Origin of the sequence: Pseudomonas subflava (genome assembly GCF_023823685.1) — a bacterium.
GTDB lineage: Bacteria > Pseudomonadota > Gammaproteobacteria > Pseudomonadales > Pseudomonadaceae > Aquipseudomonas > Aquipseudomonas subflava.
In genome coordinates this window covers 86,848-106,830 of sequence record NZ_JAMXBF010000007.1, presented here as the reverse complement: position 1 = coordinate 106,830, position 19,983 = coordinate 86,848, and the positions used below count along the sequence as shown (strand labels likewise).

The 19,983-nt window shown below is 65.4% G+C and carries 17 protein-coding genes; 15 read left to right on the top strand and 2 right to left on the bottom strand.

Annotated elements, in window-relative coordinates; genetic code table 11:
- The first annotated feature begins 1 nt into the window (after position 1).
- The 13 genes from NF616_RS11880 (at position 2) to NF616_RS11820 (ending at position 15,077) form a co-directional block, all read left to right on the top strand.
- Positions 2 to 931 (top strand): ExeA family protein, encoded by a 930-nt coding sequence (locus NF616_RS11880; protein WP_252273488.1) that lies wholly within the window; start codon positions 2 to 4, stop codon positions 929 to 931.
- Positions 928 to 2,289 (top strand): tetratricopeptide repeat protein, encoded by a 1,362-nt coding sequence (locus NF616_RS11875; protein WP_252273487.1) that lies wholly within the window; start codon positions 928 to 930, stop codon positions 2,287 to 2,289. The genes NF616_RS11880 and NF616_RS11875 overlap by 4 nt, the downstream gene beginning before the upstream one ends.
- Positions 2,286 to 4,025, top strand: coding sequence for a GspE/PulE family protein (locus tag NF616_RS11870; protein ID WP_252273486.1), 1,740 nt, complete (start codon positions 2,286 to 2,288; stop codon positions 4,023 to 4,025). Before NF616_RS11875 ends, NF616_RS11870 begins: the two co-directional genes overlap by 4 nt.
- A 922-nt stretch (positions 4,026 to 4,947) precedes the next feature.
- Entirely contained in the window at positions 4,948 to 6,183 is a 1,236-nt protein-coding gene (locus tag NF616_RS11865; protein ID WP_252273485.1) for a type II secretion system F family protein, read from the top strand.
- Positions 6,180 to 6,698 carry a hypothetical protein gene (locus tag NF616_RS11860; RefSeq protein WP_252273484.1) on the top strand — a complete coding sequence of 173 codons (519 nt, stop codon included), beginning with the start codon at positions 6,180 to 6,182 and terminating at the stop codon, positions 6,696 to 6,698. Before NF616_RS11865 ends, NF616_RS11860 begins: the two co-directional genes overlap by 4 nt.
- A 17-nt stretch (positions 6,699 to 6,715) precedes the next feature.
- Positions 6,716 to 7,246 carry a prepilin-type N-terminal cleavage/methylation domain-containing protein gene (locus NF616_RS11855; protein ID WP_252273483.1) on the top strand — a complete coding sequence of 177 codons (531 nt, stop codon included), beginning with the start codon at positions 6,716 to 6,718 and terminating at the stop codon, positions 7,244 to 7,246.
- A gap of 20 nt (positions 7,247 to 7,266) precedes the next feature.
- Positions 7,267 to 7,719, top strand: a complete 453-nt coding sequence (locus NF616_RS21235; protein WP_286675024.1) for a pilin — start codon at positions 7,267 to 7,269, stop codon at positions 7,717 to 7,719.
- Between the two features lie 7 nt (positions 7,720 to 7,726).
- Positions 7,727 to 8,158, top strand: coding sequence for a type II secretion system protein (locus tag NF616_RS11845; RefSeq protein WP_252273482.1), 432 nt, complete (start codon positions 7,727 to 7,729; stop codon positions 8,156 to 8,158).
- The gene (locus NF616_RS11840) at positions 8,155 to 8,610 is read left to right on the top strand and encodes a prepilin-type N-terminal cleavage/methylation domain-containing protein (RefSeq protein ID WP_350493492.1); all 456 of its coding nucleotides are present in this window, start codon (positions 8,155 to 8,157) and stop codon (positions 8,608 to 8,610) included. The genes NF616_RS11845 and NF616_RS11840 overlap by 4 nt, the downstream gene beginning before the upstream one ends.
- Positions 8,610 to 9,491: a PulJ/GspJ family protein gene (locus NF616_RS11835; protein WP_252273480.1), complete on the top strand. Its 882-nt coding sequence runs from the start codon at positions 8,610 to 8,612 to the stop codon at positions 9,489 to 9,491. Before NF616_RS11840 ends, NF616_RS11835 begins: the two co-directional genes overlap by 1 nt.
- A gap of 43 nt (positions 9,492 to 9,534) precedes the next feature.
- Complete coding sequence (locus NF616_RS11830) at positions 9,535 to 9,897, top strand: hypothetical protein (protein WP_252273479.1); 363 nt, start codon at positions 9,535 to 9,537, stop codon at positions 9,895 to 9,897.
- 2 nt (positions 9,898 to 9,899) lie between these two features.
- Positions 9,900 to 13,943, top strand: a complete 4,044-nt coding sequence (locus NF616_RS11825) for a DUF6701 domain-containing protein (protein ID WP_252273478.1) — start codon at positions 9,900 to 9,902, stop codon at positions 13,941 to 13,943.
- A gap of 387 nt (positions 13,944 to 14,330) precedes the next feature.
- Entirely contained in the window at positions 14,331 to 15,077 is a 747-nt protein-coding gene (locus tag NF616_RS11820; RefSeq protein ID WP_252273477.1) for a substrate-binding periplasmic protein, read from the top strand.
- 127 nt (positions 15,078 to 15,204) lie between these two features.
- On the opposite strand, the gene dbpA is transcribed toward NF616_RS11820, so the two are convergent.
- On the bottom strand, positions 15,205 to 16,578 hold the full coding sequence (gene dbpA / locus NF616_RS11815) for an ATP-dependent RNA helicase DbpA (RefSeq protein WP_350493491.1): 1,374 nt from the start codon (positions 16,576 to 16,578) through the stop codon (positions 15,205 to 15,207).
- 57 nt (positions 16,579 to 16,635) lie between these two features.
- Positions 16,636 to 17,523 (bottom strand): 1-acylglycerol-3-phosphate O-acyltransferase, YihG family, encoded by an 888-nt coding sequence (yihG, locus tag NF616_RS11810; RefSeq protein WP_252273476.1) that lies wholly within the window; start codon positions 17,521 to 17,523, stop codon positions 16,636 to 16,638.
- A 134-nt stretch (positions 17,524 to 17,657) separates the two neighbouring features.
- Between yihG and NF616_RS11805 the strand changes: the two genes are divergently transcribed.
- Together NF616_RS11805 and NF616_RS11800 are read left to right on the top strand one after the other, a co-directional pair.
- Positions 17,658 to 18,905 carry an HD-GYP domain-containing protein gene (locus NF616_RS11805; RefSeq protein WP_252273658.1) on the top strand — a complete coding sequence of 416 codons (1,248 nt, stop codon included), beginning with the start codon at positions 17,658 to 17,660 and terminating at the stop codon, positions 18,903 to 18,905.
- A gap of 189 nt (positions 18,906 to 19,094) precedes the next feature.
- Positions 19,095 to 19,904 (top strand): hypothetical protein, encoded by an 810-nt coding sequence (locus tag NF616_RS11800; RefSeq protein WP_252273475.1) that lies wholly within the window; start codon positions 19,095 to 19,097, stop codon positions 19,902 to 19,904.
- Positions 19,905 to 19,983 lie beyond the last annotated feature (79 nt).

Genomic DNA, 19,983 nt, shown 5'->3' with positions numbered 1-19,983 from the left:
CATGTACGAGGCCTTCTTCGGTCTGCGCGAGAAACCCTTCGCGCTGACGCCCAACACCGGCTTCCTGGTGCAGCTGGCGCCCTATCAGGCGTGCCTCAACCTGCTGCGGGTGGCACTGGGCGAGGGGGAGGGCTTCATCAAGGTGACCGGCGAGGTCGGCACCGGCAAGACCCTGCTGTGCCGCGCGCTGCTCAACTCGCTGGAAAGCGAGCGCTACCAACTGGCGTACTTGCCCAACCCCGGCATGAGCCCGGTGGGGCTGCGCCAGGCCGTGGCCCGTGAACTGCTCATCGAGGGCATCGACGAACTCGACACTCAGGGCGTGCTGGACGCGCTGCATCATCGCCTGATCCAGCTGGCCTCCGAGGGCCGCAGCACGGTGGTGCTGATCGACGAGGCCCAGGCCCTGCCGACCGCGACCCTGGAGGCCCTGCGCCTGCTGACCAATCTGGAAACCGAGCAGGCCAAGCTGCTGCAGGTGGTGCTGTTCGGTCAGCCGGAGCTGGACGCTACTCTGGCACGTGACGAATTCCGCCAGCTGCGCCAGCGCATCACCTTCTCCTACCGGCTGCGCCCGCTCGACGTGAAGGACTGCACCCGCTACCTCAACGAGCGCCTGGCCGTGGCCGGCTACCGCGGCGAGCCGCTGTTCTCGCCGCGTGCCATCCGCCGCCTGGTGCGCGGCAGCGGCGGCATTCCGCGGCTGATCAACATCCTCGCGCACAAGGCGCTGATGGTGGCCTTCGGCGAGGGCCGGCGGCAGGTCTCGGCCGAGCACGTGCGCCGCGCCCAGCTGGATACCGAGGGCGCCCAGCCGTTTTTGCAGCGTCGCCCGGTCTGGCTCGGCTGGGGGCTGGCGGCGAGCCTGTCGCTGTTGGCGGTGGTCGGTGCCTGGCCCTGGCTCAGCCAGTGGCGGGAGCTGCTGCCATGAGCCTGGTCAACGACATGCTGCGCGACCTCGAGGAGCGCCGCGCCGCGCCGTCCGAACGGCTGACGCTGGAAGGCCTGCACGCGGTGGACGAGGCTGGCGCCGCGCGCCGCGAGCGCATCGAGCGCCTGCGCCGCGGCTCCATCTGGTTCATGGCGGTGATGCTGATCGCCGTGCTGATCGGCGTGATGATCGGCCGGGTGGTCAACGGCCAGATCCCCTGGGGCGGGGTGATGCCCAAGCGCGAGGAGGCCGCCGCGCCGGCACTGCCGCGTCTGCTGGAAGTGTTGCCGCAGACCGACGCCGGCGGTCTGACCCTGCAGCTGCTGCTGGAGCGCTCGGTGCCCTACCAGCGCACCGAAGAGAGCGGGGCGGTGAGCCTGCGCCTGCCGGATGTGGAGCTAGCCGGCGGACCGCGGTCCGGGCGGGTGCAGCGCGAAGGGCGCAGCCTGTCCTGGCGGGTCGAGGCCCAGGGCCGGGACGTGCAGGTGCTGCTGGTCGGCCTCGGCGAGGGCCTGCAGGTCAGTGATCGTCTGGAGGCCGCCGGAGACCGCTGGCTGCTGTGGATCGAAGTGCCGCTCAACGAGCCGGCGCCGAATGCCGAGGCCGCCGTCGAGGAGCCGGCCCTGACACCCGCCGCGCCGGCTGCCGAACCCGCTGCCGAGCCGGAGCTGCCGGCCTGGGCCACGGCGCCGGTGGCGCCGGCCAATGCCCCCGAGCCCGCCGCGACTGCCGAACCTGCGGCACCCGCTCCGGAGCCTGCCGGTGTGCCGCAAGTGAAGATCGAGCCCTATCGTCCGGACGGCCTGGCCGAGGCGCGTCAGGCCATCCAGGCCGGCGACTACCGCAAGGCCATCGCCGAGCTGGAAGAACTGCAGAAGACCCGCGGCCGCGACCCGGAAGTGCTGCGTTGGCTGGCCCGCGCCTACCTGGCAGACGGCCAGCAGCAGCGCCTGCTCGGCTGGCTGCCGGCGCAGCTGGCGCAAATGCCGCAGGACAGTGAACTGCGCCTGCTGCTGGCCCGCGCCCAGTTGCAGGCCGGTGCTACCCGGGATGCCGTGGCTACCCTGGAGCAGAACGCTCCGTCGCTGGCCCAGGAGCCCACCTACCACGCGCTGCTGGCGGCCAGCTACCAGCAGACCGGGCAGTGGCAGCAGAGCGCCGCCCTGTACCGGGAGATGGTCGCCCTGCGCCCCAGCCAGTCCACCTGGCAGCTGGGCCTGGCCATCGCCCTGGAGCAGCTCGACCAGCCGGCCGAGGCTGCCCGTCACTATCGCCTGGCCCTGCAGGGGCTGGGGCTGGACGAGAGCGCCAAGCGCTTCGCCAGCGAACGCGCCGCGGCGCTGGGAGGCCGAGGATGAGCGAAGAAACACGTCAGCCGGGCGAGGCGAGCAATCGCAAGGTGCGCCTGGGCGACCTGCTGGTGCAGGCCGGTCTGATCAGCGACACGCAGCTGCAACTGGCGCTGCAGGAACAGAAGCGCACCGGCTCCAAGCTTGGCCGCACAGTGGTCGACATGGGCTTCGTCGCCGAGGTCAAGCTGCTCACCGCACTGTCCGAGCAGCTGAAGATCCCCTTCATCGAACTCAAGCACTTCAAGTTCGACCAGCCGCTGGTGCAGACCCTGCCCGAGGCCATGGCGAGACGCTTCCGCGCCATTCCGCTGTCGCGCGAGGGCGGCGGCATCCTGGTGGGCATGTCCGACCCGCTCGACCTGTTCGCCCAGGACGAGATGGAGCGCATCCTCAAGACCCGCGTGCGCCCGGCGGTGGTGCGCGAGGCGGAGCTGCTGGCGACCCTCGACCTAGTCTACCGTCGCACCAGCGAAATCGCCTCGATCGCCGGCGAGCTGGAAGGCGAGCTGCAGGACAGCGACTTCGACCTGTCCAAGCTCGGCGCCGACAACGTCAGCGACGCGCCGGTGGTGCGCCTGCTGCAGACGCTGTTCGAAGACGCCGTGCAGATGAAGGCGTCGGACATCCACATCGAGCCGGACGAGGGCGTGGTGCGCATTCGCCAGCGTATCGACGGTGTGCTCAACGAGCAGGTGATGAAGGAGCAGCGCATCGCCTCGGCGCTGGTCATGCGCCTGAAGATCATGTCCGGCCTGGACATCTCCGAGAAGCGCCTGCCGCAGGATGGCCGCTTCAACATCCGGGTGAAGAACCGCAGCATCGACGTGCGGGTCTCGACCATGCCGGTGCAGTACGGCGAATCGGTGGTCATGCGTCTGCTCGACCAGAGCGCCGGCATCGCCAACCTGGACGCCGGCGGCATGCCGCCGGACATGCTGGCGCGCTTCCGCCGCCTGCTGCAGCGGCCCTATGGCATGGTGCTGGTCACCGGCCCTACCGGCTCGGGCAAGACCACCACGCTGTACGCAGGCCTCGCCGAGCTGAACAGCCCGGAGAAGAAGATCATCACCGTCGAGGACCCGGTCGAATACCGCCTGCCGCGGATCAACCAGGTGCAGGTCAACACCAAGATCGAGCTGACCTTCGCCCGCGTGCTGCGCGCCGCCCTGCGTCAGGACCCGGACATCGTGCTGATCGGCGAGATGCGCGACCAGGAAACCGCCGAAATCGGCCTGCGCGCCGCGCTCACCGGCCACCTGGTGCTGTCGACCCTGCACACCAACGACGCCCTGACCTCGGCCATGCGCCTGGTCGACATGGGTGCCGAGCCGTTCCTGGTCGCCACCTCGCTCAATGCTGTGCTGGCCCAGCGCCTGGTGCGCCGCGTCTGCGAGAACTGCATGGAAGACCACCAGCCCGAGCCGCAGCAGCTGGCCTGGCTGGAGAGTCTGCAAGGCGCCTCGCTGGCCGGCCGCAGCTTCAAGCACGGCGCCGGCTGCCACCAGTGCCACAACACCGGCTATTCCGGGCGCGTCGGCGTCTACGAGCTGCTGGAAATGGATGAGGCGATGATCGCCGCCCTGCGCCGCAACGACCCCCAGGGCTTCGCCGAGGCCGCGCGCCACAGCGCCCACTACCGCCCCCTGGCCGCCTGCGCGCTGGACTACGCGCTGGCGGGCATCACCAGCGTCGAGGAAGTGCTCAAGGTCTGCGCCAGCCTCACCGACGAGGTACAGGCGTGACACCCGCACGGCGGCTCCCGCCAACCTCCCCCTCTCCCGTGAGCGGAAGAGGGCCGGGGAGAGGGCGCGCCTGTAGCCCGGATGTAATCCGGGGCCGGAGTCGCCTGCTTCCCGGATTTCATCCGGGCTACGGCCGGTTCGACGTCTGCACGCTCTCCGGCTCTGCACGCACCGCCCCCTCTCCCGTTCACGGGAGAGGGCTGGGGAGAGGGCGCTTCTGTAGCACGGATGCAATCCGGGGCCGGAGTCGCCTGCTTCCCGGATTGCATCCGGGCTACGGTTCGTTCGGCGTCAGCGCGCTTGCCGGTTCTGCACGCACCGCCCCCTCTCCCGTTCACGGGAGAGGGCTGGGGAGAGGGCGCTTCTGTAGCACGGATGCAATCCGGGGCCGGAGTCGCCTGCTTCCCGGATTGCATCCGGGCTACGGTTCGTTCGGCGTCAGCGCGCTTGCCGGTTCTGCACGCACCGCCCCCTCTCCCGTTCACGGGAGAGGGCTGGGGAGAGGGCGCTCCTGTAGCCCGGATGCCATCCGGGGCGGGAGCCACCCGCATCCCGGATTCCATCCGGGCTACGGCCGATTCGACGTCAGCGCGCTTGCCGGTTCTGCACGCATCGCCCCCTCTCCCGTTCACGGGAGAGGGCTGGGGAGAGGGCGCTCCTGTAGCCCGGATGCCATCCGGGGCGGGAGCCACCCGCATCCCGGATGCCATCCGGGCTACGGCCGATTCGACGTCAGCGCGCTTGCCGGTTCTGCACGCACCGCCCCCTCTCCCGTTCACGGGAGAGGGCTGGGGAGAGGGCGCTCTTGTAGCCCGGATGCCATCCGGGGTCGGAGCCACCTGCTTTCCGGATCGCATCCGGGCTACGGTGCCAAAGCATCGCTAGCAGGGCTCGCTCCTGCGGATGCTTCCTGGGGGCGGCCATGAGCCAGTTCCGCTACACCGGGCGCGACGCCCAGGGCGGCAAGGTCACCGGCACCGTACAGGGCGCCAGCAGCGACAGCGTGGCCAGCGAACTGCTGGCGCAGAGAATCACCCCGCTGACCATCGAGGAACAGGCCGAGGGCGACGGCGAGGACGTGCTCGCCGCCATCAAGGAAAAGCTGCGGCGCAAGCGCGTCGACCTCGAGGAGCTGATTATCTTCTGCCGGCAGATGTACAGCCTGAGCAAGGCCGGCGTACCGATCATCCGCGCCATCGGCGGTCTGGCCGAGTCGCACCGCAACCCGTTCTTCCGCGAAGTACTGCAGCAGGTGCGCAGCGACCTCGAGGGCGGCGTCAGCATGGCCGTGGCCCTGCACGCCCATCCCAAGGTGTTTGGCACGCTGTTCATCAGCATGATCAGCGTCGGCGAGAACACCGGCCAGCTCGACCAGGCCTTCCGTCAGCTCTCCAGCTACCTGGAACTGGAGCGCGAGACGCGCAAGCGCATCAAGCAGGCCACCCGCTACCCGCTGTTCGTGCTCGCCGCCATGGCCGTGGCCCTGGTGGTGATCAACCTGTTCGTGATCCCGGCCTTCGCCAAGGTATTCGAGCAATTCAAGGCCGACCTGCCCTGGCCCACCCAGCTGCTGATCGGCACCTCGCAGTTCTTCCAGGACTTCTGGTGGCTGCTGCTCCTGCTGTTCGGCGGGGCCCTTTACGCCTTCTTCAAATGGACCGACACCGAGGCCGGCGCGCTGAAATGGGATGCCACCAAGCTGCGCCTGCCCATCGTCGGCGGCATCTTCGAGCGCATCGCTCTGGCCCGCTTCACCCGCACCTTCGCCATGATGTACCGCGCCGGCGTGCCGCTGCTGCAGACCCTGTCGATCAACAGCGCCAGCGTCGGCAACCGGCACATCGGTCAGGCCATTCTCGGCATGCGCGAGGGCGTCGAACGCGGCGAGGCCTTGACCCGCACCGCCTCGGCCAGCGGCCTGTTCACCCCGCTGGTGCTGCAGATGATGGCGGTGGGCGAGGAGACCGGCGCGCTGGACGATCTGTTCGTCGAGGTGGCGGACTTCTATGAACAGGAGGTCGACTACGACCTCAAACAATTGGCATCGGCCATCGAACCGATATTGATCGTGGCCATGGGCGTGATGGTGCTGGTCCTGGCGCTGGGCGTGTTCCTGCCGATGTGGGACCTGGCCTCCGTCGCCAAGGGCGGCGCGTGAGCCCGGACTACGAGGCCGATTACTGGGTCAGGCGTTCGCGCCTGTTTGGCTGGGGCCTGACCCTTGTGATGGCGGCGGGACTGGTTGCGGCGCTGGGCTGGAAGATCGCCGAGGTCAGCGAAGCGCGGGCCATGCTCGCCACTCGCGAGTACCTCGCCGCCAGCCTGACCAGCCTGGCGGCGGAGCAGGTGGCGAAAGACCAGGTGCCGGATGAGGCCTGGAGAACAAGGAATCCGTTCGTGCTGCTGCGCTGGCAGCAGGACAACTACTGCGGCGAACTCGTCGCAGGCGCCGAACCGGGGCGCGGCTGCTGGTACTGGCTACCACAGGCCGCCTGGGTGCTCTACCGGCCGAGGTTCGCCGACGGATGGACGAGGGAGGGGAGCGAAGTGCTCGCGTGGCGCGTTCTGGCGGTTCCCGAGGGAATGCCAACTGCGTCACAATCGGATCGCGACGCCTTCGCCCTGGAGCTTGAAGCGGTACCCACCGCGGAATTGTCCGCACAAGGGTTTTGAGTCACAGAGGAAGCGAGATGAAGAACAACAAAGGTTTCACCCTGATCGAACTGGTGGTGGTGATCGTCATCCTCGGCATCTTGGCCGCGGTGGCGTTGCCGCGTTTCATGGATGCCACCGAGGATGCCCACGAGTCTGCCGTCAAAGGCGCCGCGGGTGCGCTGGCTTCCGCCGTGCTGCTGGTGCGCTCGCAGTTCGAGCTGAACCGCAACGGCGGCAACCAGGGCTGCGCCGGCGGCAACTGCCAGATCGACGTGCAGGGCTTCGGCAACAACTCGGTCGACGTCAATGCCGACGGCTGGCCGATCGGCACGCAGCGCACCGGAACGCCCGGCGTTAATGCCGGCATGAATCCGGCGGCCTGTAATCAGGTCTTCACCAACATCCTGCAGGGTTCGGCCCCGACCGTGGGCACCGCCGCCGGTGCCGTCGACTACGTCACCACGGCGAACGGCACCGTCTGCACCTATACCTACCAGCACGACGGTGGCGACGACCTCATCGAATACGACGCCAGCAATGGCGAAGTGACCAACGACTTCAATTGATCCAACCAGGAAGCAGCACTATGAAAAAGCAACAAAGTGGTTTCACCCTGATCGAGCTGATCATGGTCATCGTCATTCTTGGCATTCTGGCGGCGTTTGCGTTGCCGAGGTTTGCCAATCTGGGGGCGGATGCCCGAATTGCGTCGCTGAATGGTGCATTAGGCGCGGTACGTTCTGCCTCGGCTGTTGCTCACTCTCAGGCCCTGGCCCGCAACGCAGCAGGTAACATCGCTCTGGAGGGTCAGAACATTACGATGATCAATCAGTATCCGACGGCTGACCAAGCTGGTATCGGTACCGCGGCACAGCTGAGTAATGAGTTTGTTCTCGCGGGTGGCGGTACAGCGGCAAACAGTGTGCTGAATGTCAGCGTGACTGGCGCTACAAACCCAGCTACTTGTGCATTCACCTACACGGCCGCAGCTGCTAACGGTGCTCCAGTAATAACCCTGGTCAGCACTCAGGGCTGCTGAGTGTTTTATGCGCGGATTCACCTTGGTTGAGCTGGTGATGGTGATGGTCATCATCGGCATCCTCGCCGCAGTGGTGGGGCCGCGCTTTTTCGATAGACGGGTGTTCGACGAGCGCCTGTTCTATGAAGAGGCTCTGGCTGCTACGCGTTATGGGCAGAAGTTGGCGGTGGCCAGCGGTTGCCGGATTCAGGTCAGCCTGAATGGAGGCGGTTATCGCCTGCGTCGTGCTGACAGCTGCACCGCTGGGGCCTTTGGCACCGAGGTGCAGGGGCCTGATGGCCAAATTCCCTTCGCCGCGACCTTGCCCAATGGAGTCATAGTCTCGGCAAGCACTTTTCCCGTGGTGTTCGACTCGCTCGGCCGCCCCTCGGCCGCAGCGGCCGCTACTCTCGGTGCTTTCACCATCAACGTGACGGCTGACACCGGCATGGTGCAATGAGACGTCAAGCCGGTATGACCCTGGTCGAACTGGTGATCACTATCGTGATCATCGGTATCGCCGCAGCTGCTCTCTTCAGTGCCATGGCTGCGATTACCGGGCGCTCTGCCGACCCGCTGCTGCGGCAGCAAAGCCTTGCAATCGCCGAAGCTTATCTAGAAGAAATCCTGCTGCAGCCGTTTCTTGACCCGAGCAATGCCGTGTGCCCGACACCACCGGCCAGTCGGGCCACTTACGACAACGTCTGCGACTATAACGGCGTCAATGACAATGGCGCCCGCGATGCGCGCGGTCAGGCCATCGCTGCGCTGGCAGGCTATCGCGTACAGGTGTCGGTCGCGCCCCAGGCCTGGGCCGGTTTAGCCGCGACCAATGCGCTCTACGTGCAGGTAACGGTGACCGATCCAGCCGGCCAAGCGCTGCAGCTTGGCAGCTACAGGACGCGTTACTGATGCGGCGCATACGTGCATTCACCCTGGTCGAACTGGTGATGGTCATTGCCTTGTCGGGGTTGGTGGCCCTGATGATCAGCACCGTACTGTCGCGGCCGATGGAGGGTTTCGCCGGCCAGAGCCGGAGGGCGATCCTAGTGGACCAGGCCGCGGGCGCGTTGAACCGCATGAGCCGCGATGTGCGCCTGGCAATTCCCAACTCTCTGCGTGTCGAGGCTGGTGGTCAGGCGGTAGAGATGCTGCTGATTCATAGCGCGGCGCGTTATCGGCCCAACCGAGTCGGCGGCGAGGGGCTGAGCTTCTCCACCGCTGCCGCCGGTAGCTGTGGCAGCTCGACTGTAGGTGGGCGCTGCGACAGCGTGCAGGTGCTGGATGCCGGCATCAGTCCTGCCGGCGCCAACTGGATGGTGTTGTACAACGTCGGCGCCCTGTCGGGTGGGGTTCCGGAGCCGGGCAGTAACGTCTGGGGTGGGGGTAATCCAGGAGTGATAACCCCTACCGGTACTACCTTCAATGTGGTCAACGCCGCTCCGGCGGGAGAGAGCCAGATCATTCTGGGCAACCTCCCGGCCAGCGGTTTCCAGTTCGCCTTTGCCTCGCCGCAGCGGCGTCTCTATCTGGCACAGACGGTCGTGGGCTATCGCTGCAGCGGCAGCCAACTGCTGCGCTACAGTTACAACCAGCTGCTGGCGGCGATTCCGAATGTGCCGCCTGTAGGCTCCAATCCGCAGCCTGTGGCTGCCAACGTCGCCAGTTGTAATTTCGTCTACCAGCCCGGCAGCACCCAGCGCTCCGGGTTGCTGGCCCTCAATCTGCAGCTCAGTCAGTCTGGCGAGAGCGTGCAACTGATGCAGCAGGTCCATGTCGACAATGCGCCCTGAGTCCATGACCCGCCGGCAGGGCGGCTTCGGCCTGGTGGCCGCCATGTTCCTGATCATCGTGGTAGCTCTGGTGATTGCCGCCATGTCTCGCCTGTCTTCTACCCAGCATGGCACCAACAGCCTGGCCATACAGCAGGCACGGGCTTATCAGGCCGCGAGGTCGGGGCTGGATTGGGGGATCACTCAGGCTGTAAATGCTGGTAGCTGTGCCGCCGGCACCCCGACTCTGGCCGGTGGCAACCTGAGCGAATTCGCCGTGGTGGTCGCCTGCAACAGCAGCGGCTATATCAACGAGCAGGGAGTGGCGATCACCATCTTCCGCTTTACTGCCACAGCGCAGAACGGTGTGCCCGGGGGGCGCCCGGACTATGCCTACCGACAATTGACTGCAGTAGTCGAGAGATAGCGATGATCACGCAGCGATTCAGCTTTTCGCGCCTGATACTTATGTTTTTCTGCCTGCTGCTGCCGGGCCTGGTACAGGCTGCCACCTATACATTCGGCCAGGGCTGGTTCTCTGCACATAATCCGCCGCCCTGCCAGGGCGGCAGCTGGAGCAACAGCGGCAGCACCTACACCTGTAGTGGGAGGGTAGTGCTGGGCGCCGGAGATGTGGTGATAGTGTCGACGGCTTTTCTCGAGCCGCTCGACAGCATAACCATTGTGGCAACTGGTGGGTTCACCCTGGCGGGCAACACCATCGGTACTGCAGCCAAGAACATCTCACTGCGCACGGACTACAGCACCATCACTGCAACGGGGACCAATACCATCAATGGCTCGGTGACGTCGGGCAGTGGAGCAATATCGTTGACGGGCACCACGCTTAACGGCTCGTTGCAGTCGAACAGCGGCTCCATCACCCTCAATGGCACGTCGGTCAGCGGCACCCTGACCAGCAGCGGTCAGAACAACCTGACCAACAGCAGTGTCAATGGTGCGGCGAATATCAGCAGTTCGTTAAGTGCCACCGGAACCAGTTTCGGCAGTAGCGTGACGACTACTGGAACGGCCGACTTTAACGCTGGCAGCGTGGCGGGCAACCTGCTGTCTTCCAGTACCATCACATCGATCAACGGGACCACGTTCGGGGGGACGCTGACCAGCACTAATGGTTCGGTCAGCCTCGGCGGTGGCAGTGTCACGGGGTTGGTTCGCAGCGGTTGCTGTCAGGTTACGACAAACGGCACCAGCCTTCAGTCGGGTGCACGCTCGGACTCTGCAGGATTGAGCATTACTGGCGGCACCATTCAGGGCGATTTCTATGCTGCCAACAATGCTGCCAACTTCAATGGAGTGACCATGGCCAGCGGCACCGTGACCGGTGCCAGTACGGCAACTTTTACCAATAGTACGCTAGGCAGCTCGGGCAACTTGGTGACGGTGACCACACAAAGTGGTGCAGTCAACCTCAATAACACCACGGCCTACGGCGACTTCACAGCGCCTAATTACTCGACTATCTACGTCAACAGCCCGAGCACGGTTACCGGTACCTGCCTCCCTCATTCGACTCCCGCCAATGCGTGCAAGGCGGTGCCTACCCCAACCTGTTTCACGGACAACTACAACCGTAGTGCTCTGGGTAGCGACGACTGGGCTGTGACCAGTCGCAACGGCTCATTTGGTGTGCCGCGTCTCATCAGCAATCGCCTGCGTCTGACCGACAACTCCGGGAACGTTGCCACTGGCGCGACCCTTCAACGCTTGCTGCCAGCAGCCGACAACTTCGTCCAGTTGCAATTCAAGTACTACGCCTACAACGGTAGTGGCGCCGATGGTATCGCTGTGACGTTCTCCGACGCGGCTGTGACGCCGCAGCCTGGTGGCTATGGGGGCTCCTTGGGTTATGCGCAGCTGAACGGGACCAGTGGGTTCTCCGGTGGCTGGTTGGGAATCGCATTGGATGAGTTCGGCAACTTCTCCAATCCTACGGAAACCCGTAACGGAGGCCCGGGTGCGCGTCAGGATTCGGTATCGATTCGTGGCTCCGGGGCAGGTGCAACAGGTTATCGCTACCTGTCGGGAACTGCTGCCAATCTCAGCCCCGGGGTCGACTCCACCAGCACCGCCGTAGGTCCAGGGCATACCTATCGCATCACTCTGGATAGTCGGACTACCGGCAAGACCATGGTGACAGTCGAGCGCAATACGGGCTCGGGCTTCGTGACGCTGATTCCGACCTTTGATGCCCAGGCGCAGGCAGGGCAAGCCGACTTGCCGAGCGACTTCTTCATGTCGCTGACCGGCTCTACTGGTGGTTCCAATAACATCCACGAGTTGGATGACTTCCAGATATGCGCCAACCGGATGAATCCGGTGGGGCAGCAGGTAGATCACTTCGAGTACATCTATTCCGGTAATGCGCTTACTTGCAATCCGCAGTCGGTGACTATCAAAGCGTGTCAGAACGCGAGTTGCTCAAGTCTCTACACCGATCCTGTGATCGTAACGTTGAGTCCGACGGCTGCCTGGACGGCAACTGCTCCTGCCTCCATCTCGAGTGGGAACGTACTGACCTTCTCCGGAGGCACTGCGACTGTACAGTTACGCCGCTCGGCAGGGGAGGTCACAGTCGGAGAGTCGAGCTCTATCCCAGCTGTCCGTCCCCTGAGCCAGAGGGTATGTTCAACCAGTGGCTGCAAGATCACGTTCGCCGACACTGGTTTCCTGATCACTGTCCCTGACCTGATTGCCGGCAAGGAGGCAGAGGCCACCATTCAGGCCGTGCGCAAGTCGGACAACGCGGCGGTCTGTGTGCCGAGTTTCGATAGGGTGACTCGCGATGTGCGCTTCAATGCGACCTACAGCGATCCGAACACAGGCACCAAGTCGGTAGTGATCAACGGAACCGCCATTACCACTACGACCGTAGCCGCTGCCGCATCGGCTACGCCGACTACTTTCAGTCTGTACTTCGACGACAGGAGCATGGTCAGTCCGAAACCGAAGGTGCGCTATAACGACGCGGGACTGATGACGCTGAATGCTTTCCTCGTCGATAGCCCGGCGAACCCAGTGATCACCGGCACCGACCAGTTCGTCAGTAGACCCTACGGCTTATGCATCCTCACGGGATCTCAGGCCGGGACCGATTATTCGGCGAGCTCTCCGGTATTGGCCAATGTCAGGGCGGGTGACCTGTTCAATGTGCAGTTCCGCCCTGTGATTTGGACCAGCCAAATCGATGCATCACCACCCTTAGTGGCGGACAACATCTGTTGGGACAAGAGCGTTCCAGCAAATCCGATAGAGGGCACCCCCAACTACCAGCAGACTGCTGTGCCATTAGCTTTGGCGATTCTGGAGCCAGTCGGCGGTCGGGTGGCCGACGTCTTTGGAGCCGATACTGCTCTGCAAGACCCATACAAATATGACCATCTGCGCGCCTCCAGCGGCGCACCCGATGCCCCCACCACGATTGCCCGCTCTATCGATGAGGTAGGGGTCTTTCGGCTGACGGCTACTCCACCTACGTATCTCGGCGCATCAATGAGTCACGCTGTGAGCCAGAGCGGTCGGGTTGGGCGTTTCATTCCCGCTTATCTAGAGCTGTCGGGTAGTGCCGCGCTGACGCCTAGTTGCGGTGCCTTTAGCTACCAAGGGCAAGCAATAAGCTTTGCGGCCAACCAGCAGCCGAGGCTGACGGTAACCGGATACAGCAGGTTGAAGCACGTGACGCAAAACTATGATCGCGGAGCGTTCTGGCGCCTGCCAACGCCGGCCCGTGACAACTATGTCTCGGTGATTAGCAACCGCAGCGGGCTGAATGCGCGTCTGACCCAGGAGGGGACATTGACCACGTCCGTTATCGATAACACCGCAGGTGACGGTCTGAAGATTTTTTCCTGGGCTGGCGAGCAACTGATCTATGGCTTGACCAATCCAGCCAGCCTTCCAGACGGCAACGATTACCCGGTGGCTGCTGCTGTCAGGCAGGGGTTCTCCATCGCAGCGCTGACTGATGCCGACGGCGCCTGCTATATGGCCGGCGGTACGGTCTGCAACGCCTACAGCTTCGACTTCGGCGGCAGCGAGATACGTCTGGGACGCCTACGTATTGGCAATGCCAGCGGCTCGGAGCTGCAGAGCTTGAGCCTGCCGGTGACGCTGGAGACCTGGCAGAACGTCGCCGGTGGCAGCTTCCAAGTCGAGACCGGGGATACCTGTACCTTTTTAGGAGCAGCTACGCTGGACAGGCATAATGGCAACTTGGAAATCGGCGAGACGACGCCGACGACAGGGCAGCTGGCGGCCGGTCGGGGGAACATTTCGCTGAGTGCTCCCGGAGCCGGAAATGACGGAAGCGTGCAGGCCAGTTTCTCTGCTGCTTCGACCTGGCTGCGCTATCCCTGGGATGGTGTGAGTCGCACCGAGGCCCGTGGTCTCGCGAGCTTCGGCACATACAAGGGCGCGGTACCCCTGATCTTCCGCCGTGAGCTGTATCGCTGACCAGCATCGGTGCGGTCTGCACCAGAACTGAACGTGTCGTCAGGAAGCGAGTCGGCAGCAGGCCCGGGGCTAAGTGCTGCGCTGTCGCCCTCCTGAAGTCCTCCAGGTCCGGAAAACAAGGCCCCGGAAGCAAAAAGGCCGCCTCTACGGGCGGCCTTTTGCCTGGGTGTAAAAGAGGGGATTCCCCGGCCTGCCTGTACCAAGGTCCCCAAAACTGGAGTTGCCTGATACTAAGCAGAAGGTGTGCCAGTTTTATTACGGCGCGCGGTTGGCCGCATCTTTTTCGCGGGAAGGCCCTCCATCGTGCAGAAGCCGGTGCCGGACGGTCGGGGCGGATGACGGGGGAGCGGCTAGCCTTAGAGGACTCCTCCACAACGGAAGTCGGGCATGGGTGGATTTCGTGGCATCACGTTGTGGCTTGCGCTGTTGCTGGGCGAGCCGGTGCTGGCCGAGCATCTGCGGTTGACCGGCGATGCCTGGCCGCCTTTCACCGACCGGCGTCTGCCCAACAATGGGCTGGCGGTGGATCTGGTCAGTACGGCGCTGCAGCGCGCCGGGCACAGCACGGAATATGTCGAGGTGCCTTGGGCGCGGGTGTTGCGCGGGCTGCAGCAGGGCGACTACGACGTGATCGTGGCCGCCTGGTATGCCGCCGAGCGCACGCGTTACGGGCTGTTCTCCGATCCCTATCTGGTCAATCGCATTCGCTTCCTGCGGCGCACCGGCATGCCCATCGAATACTCCGGCCTGGATAGCCTGCGGCCCTACAGCATTGCCGTGGTGCGCGGCTACAGCTACGACTCGGCCTTCGATACGGCGGTGGGGCTGAGCAAGGTGCCGGTGCTGGAGTTCACCATGGGCGCGCGCATGCTGGCGGCCGGGCGGGTGCAGCTGACCCTGGAGGATGAGCTGGTGGCGCAGTTCCATCTCAACCGCGATCTGCGGGAGATCCGCAACTCGGTGGAGTTCGTCGAAGTGCCGCTGAGCGAGAACGGCCTGCACATTCTGGTGCGGCGCAGCCATCCGCTGCACCGGCAGATCGTCCGCGAGTTCAACGCCCATATCGAGGCGATGCGCGAGGACGGCGGCTACCAGCAAGTCTTCCGGCGCCATGGGTTGTCGGGCGACGATTGAGGCTACGTGGGGGGCAGACTCTACCTCACCGGGGAGAGGACGGCATCCTGTAAGACTGCGTCGTGGTTTAGCGGGAGGACTCGAGCGCGGGTTCGACACCCTCCCCTAAGGGAGAGGGTGAAAAGCGTCAGAGCATCCGCACCTTGATCGCACGGCCCTTGATCTTGCCGCTCTGCAGTCGCTGCAGGGCCTGCTTGGCGATGCCGCGGTCCACGGCCACGTAGGCCTGGTAGTCGAAGATGGCGATCTTGCCGACCTTGTCGCCGGGGATGCCGGCGTCGCCGGTCAGTGCGCCGAGGATGTCGCCGGGGCGCAGCTTGTCCTTGCGTCCCGCGGCCAGGCAGAGGCTGTGCATTGGCGGCAGCAGCGCCTCGCCTTTGTCCTTCAGCTCGCCGAGCAGTTGCCAGGTCAGCGGGCCGCCCTGCAGTTCCTCGACGGCCTGGGCGCGGTAGGCCTCGCTGGGCGCCACCAGCGACAGGGCCAGGCCCTTCTCGCCGGCGCGGCCGCTGCGGCCGATGCGGTGGATGTGCACCTGCGCATCGCGGGCCAGCTCGACGTTGATCACCAGCTCCAGGCCGGCCACGTCCAGGCCGCGGGCGGCCACGTCGGTGGCCACCAGCACACTCAAGCTGCGGTTGGCGAACAGCGTCAGCACCTGGTCGCGGTCGCGCTGTTCCAGGTCGCCGTGCAGGGCGGCGGCGGAGATCTTCTCCGATTCGAGCAGGGCGGCCAGTTCGTCGCACTGCTGGCACGTGGCGCAGAAGGCCACCGCAGGCTGCTTGCGAAAATGCCGCAGCAGGCGGATCACCGCCTCCATGCGCTGCTTGGGGTCGATCTCGTAGAAGCGCTGCTCGATCTGCCCGTCGTCGTGCAGCGCCTCCACCTGCACCCGCTCGGGTGTGCGCAGGAAACGCGCGGCCAGCTGCTCGATGCCTGTTGGGTAGGTGGCGGAGAACAGCAGGGTCTGGCGCTTGGCCGGGGTTTGCTCGATGACCTCGGCGATGCTGTCGAAGAAGCCCATGTCGAGCATGCGGTCGGCCTCGTCCAGCACCAGGGTGTTCAGTCCGTCCAGCTTCAGGGTGCCCTTGCGCAGGTGTTCCTGGATGCGCCCCGGGGTGCCGACGATGATGTGCGCGCCGTGCTCCAGCGAGCCGATCTGCGGGCCCAGCGGCACGCCACCGCAGAGGGTGAGGATCTTGATGTTGTCCGCCGCGCGGGCCAGGCGGCGCAGCTCCTTGGCCACCTGGTCGGCCAGTTCGCGTGTCGGGCACAGCACCAGCGCCTGGCAGCCGAAGAAGCGCGGATTGAGCGGGTGCAGCAGGCCGATGCCGAAGGCCGCGGTCTTGCCGCTGCCGGTCTTGGCCTGGGCGATCAGGTCGCGGCCCTTGAGGATCAGCGGCAGGCTGGCGGCCTGGATCGGCGTCATTTCGGCGTAGCCGAGGGCGGCGAGGTTGTCGCGCATGGCGGCGGACAGCGGCAGGGAGGCGAAGGCGGTGGTCACGGGGCGAACCTGGCAGCGAGGGCGGGCGCGAATTGTAGCAGGCCGCGCCCGCCGGCCTCAGAGCTGATGTTTGAGCTCGGCGATGCGCGCGTCCTTGTCCTGCCACAGCTGGGTGACCCAGGCCTGCACGTACTGGCGGAATTCGGGGTCGCGCTCGTAATCGCCGGCCCACAGCGCCGGGTCCAGTTCGAGGGTGCGGATGTCCATGATCACCTTCGGCACCTGGCCGCTGATCAGCGCCCAGAAGCCAGGCGGGCGCTGGCCGGGGTAGACCAGGGTGACGTCGAGCAGGGCGTCCAACTGCGGGCCGAGCGTGGCGAGGGTGAAGGCTACGCCGCCGGCTTTGGGCTTGAGCAGATGCTGGTAGGGCGAGCCCTGCTGGGCCTGTTTGGCGGGCGTGAAGCGGGTGCCTTCGAGGTAGTTGACCACCGTGACGTCGAGGTCCTTGAAGCGCGCGCAGGCGCGCCTGGTGATCTCCAGGTCCTTGCCGGCCATCTCTGGGCGCTTGGCCAGATAGGCCTTGGAGTAGCGCTTCATGAAGGGGTAGTCGAGGGCCCAGAAGGCCAGGCCGAGGAAGGGCACCCAGATCAGCTCCTGCTTGAGGAAGAACTTGAAGTAGGGCGTCTTGCGGTTGAAGGCCTGGACCAGCGCCGGGATATCCACCCACGACTGGTGGTTGCTCACCACCAGATAGGAGCGGTCGCGGCGCAGCCGCTCGCCGCCGCGGATGTCCCACACCGTGGGCGTGAGAGTGGCGAAGATCAGCTTGTCGATCTCCGCCCAGGTCTCGGCCACCCACATCACCCCGCGCGAGCAGGCGTTGCGCAAAGCCTTGCCCGGCAGCACCAGCTTGAGCAGGGCGATCAGCAGCATCGGGCCGATCAGGATCAGCGTATTGAGCAGCAGCAACAGCACCACGCTGCAGGCGGTGAGCAGTCGACGCATGGAGACTCCTTGTCGCGGGGTGGCCGCCATAATAACTGGCATGTCGAGGCAGAGGTCAGATGCGACCAATGATGGCACTGTGCCGCCCTCGATTCTGGCGTATGCTCCAGAGACAAGAATTATCGGTGTCGATCGTGCTCAAGCGAATCCCCGTTTCCGATCTGATGGTCGGCATGTATATCCATGAGTTTTGCGGGTCCTGGATGGATCATCCTTTCTGGAAGGGGCGCTTTCTGCTCGACAGCGAGCGCGACCTGCAGCGGGTGCGCGAGAGCGATGTGGCCGAGGTGTGGATCGATGTCGCCAAAGGCGTCGACGTGGCGGAGGGCCAGGCCAGCCAGACCGTCGCGGAGGTCGAGGCGGAGGCCGAGCGGCGCCTGCAGGAGGCGGCCCAGGGCAGCGTGGCGCCGGCCCGCGCCAGCCTCGACCAGGAGGTGCGCCGCGCGCTCAAGCTGTGCGCCCAGGCCAAGGCGGCCGTGGTGCAGATGTTCAGCGATGCGCGCATGGGCCAGGCCATCGTCCTGGAGCACGTGACAGAGCTGGTGCAGGAAATCTCCGACTCGGTGCTGCGCCACCCGAATGCGCTGATCAGCCTGGCGCGCCTGAAGACCAGCGACGAATACACCTACATGCACTCGGTGGCGGTCTGCGCGCTGATGATCGCCATGGCGCGCCAGCTCGGCCTGAGCGAGGAGCACGTGCGCGAGGCCGGCGAGGCAGGGCTGTTGCACGACATCGGCAAGATGGCCATTCCCGATGCCATTCTCAACAAGCCGGGCAAACTCACCGACGCCGAGTTCGGCACCATGCGCAGCCACCCCGAGGCCGGTGCGCGCATGCTGCTGGACTGCCGGCAGATCAGCGCGCTGGTGCTCGATGTGTGCCTGCACCATCACGAGAAGTTCGACGGCTCCGGCTACCCGCACCGCCTGGCCGGCGAGCAGATCAGCCTGTTCGCGCGCATGGGTGCGGTGTGCGACGTGTATGACGCGATCACCTCGGACCGGCCCTACAAGAAGGGCTGGGACCCGGCCGAGGCGATCCGCAAGATGGCCGAATGGAAGGGCCATTTCGATCCGCAGCTGTTCCAGGCCTTCGTCAAGTCGCTGGGCATCTACCCCATCGGCTCGCTGGTGCGCCTGGAGAGCGGTCGCCTCGGTGTGGTGATGGAACAGCACGAGAAGTCGCTGCTCACGCCGAGGATCAAGGTGTTCTTCTCTGCCCGCTCGAAGATGCCGATCCCCCAGGAAGTGATCGACCTGGCCAAGCTGGCCGGACGCGACAAGATCGTTGGCCGCGAGTCCGCCGAGGAATGGGGCTTCAAGCACATCGAGGAGCTGTGGTCGGGCATCCCGGCCGGCAAGGGCTCGCTGTTCGGCTGACAGCCGCCGTCGCATTCCACCTTCGCTCCCGACCGTTCGTCGGCCTTCGCTTATCCCATGGCGCCGGCGAACGAGCCGCGAACGCTGCCCGCGCACAGTGGCCCCGTGTTCCGCCGGCGCCGCCTTGTCGGCGGGACATGCTGGCCGCCCGCGCGATGCCGGCGGCCCCTTTTTCGACACGAGCGAAGCATGTTCCCGCAACTCACCACCGTCTTTCTCGCACTGCTGATCTGGGCCTGTGGCGCCCAGGCCGGCAGCGGCGCGCGCATGTTCTACGACGAGCCGTTCTACGCCCAGTACATCGTCGACTACTGGCGGGCGCCGCGCGATACGTCGCGGCTGACACCCGGCTGGTACCCGGACAAGCCCTTCGGCGGTGGCGGCCCCACCAGCGGTCCCGGGGTGGCCGAGATCCGCGGCAAGCTGCTGCGCATGCAGGGCGAGCTGATGAAGCATCCGCTGCTGAAGGACCCGCACGGCTTCAGCTCGACGGTCGGTGGCGCCATGGGCCCGGTCCGCGGCGGCCCGATGCCGACCCCGGCCACCGGCGGCGTAAGCATCGGCGCGTACCCGCTCCACCCGAACGACAAGACCACCGTGCGCATGCCGAATGGCCGTTATCGCACGCCCGGTGAGGCGTCGATGCTGGTGCTGCGGGCCAATGAGCTGGAAGACCTGGTCCACCGCAAGCCGGTTGGCCGCTGGAACGACATCGCCATGGTCGAGCGCCGCGGTGGCTACATGCTGGTGCTGAACAACAGCGGCCGTCCGCTGTACTTGGCCGATCCGGTCTACGGCTACCGGCTGAATCCGCAACTGCTCGACCGCAGCCGCCCGGCGGGCGAGATCCAGTTCCTCACCGTCAGCGTCACCAGCGAATGGCGCGGCATGCCGCAGAAGCAGCTGGAGCCGGCCAACACCCTCGGGCGAATGATCGGCGTGCTGTTTCTCACCGACTGGAAGGCGCTGCTGCGCCAGGTCGAGCCCTCGATGCGTTGAGCGAACGCTGGGCGAACGCTGACGTGGAAAATGATCGATGCAGACGGCGCTCCCGTGTCGGGAGAGCTGGAATGAGGGG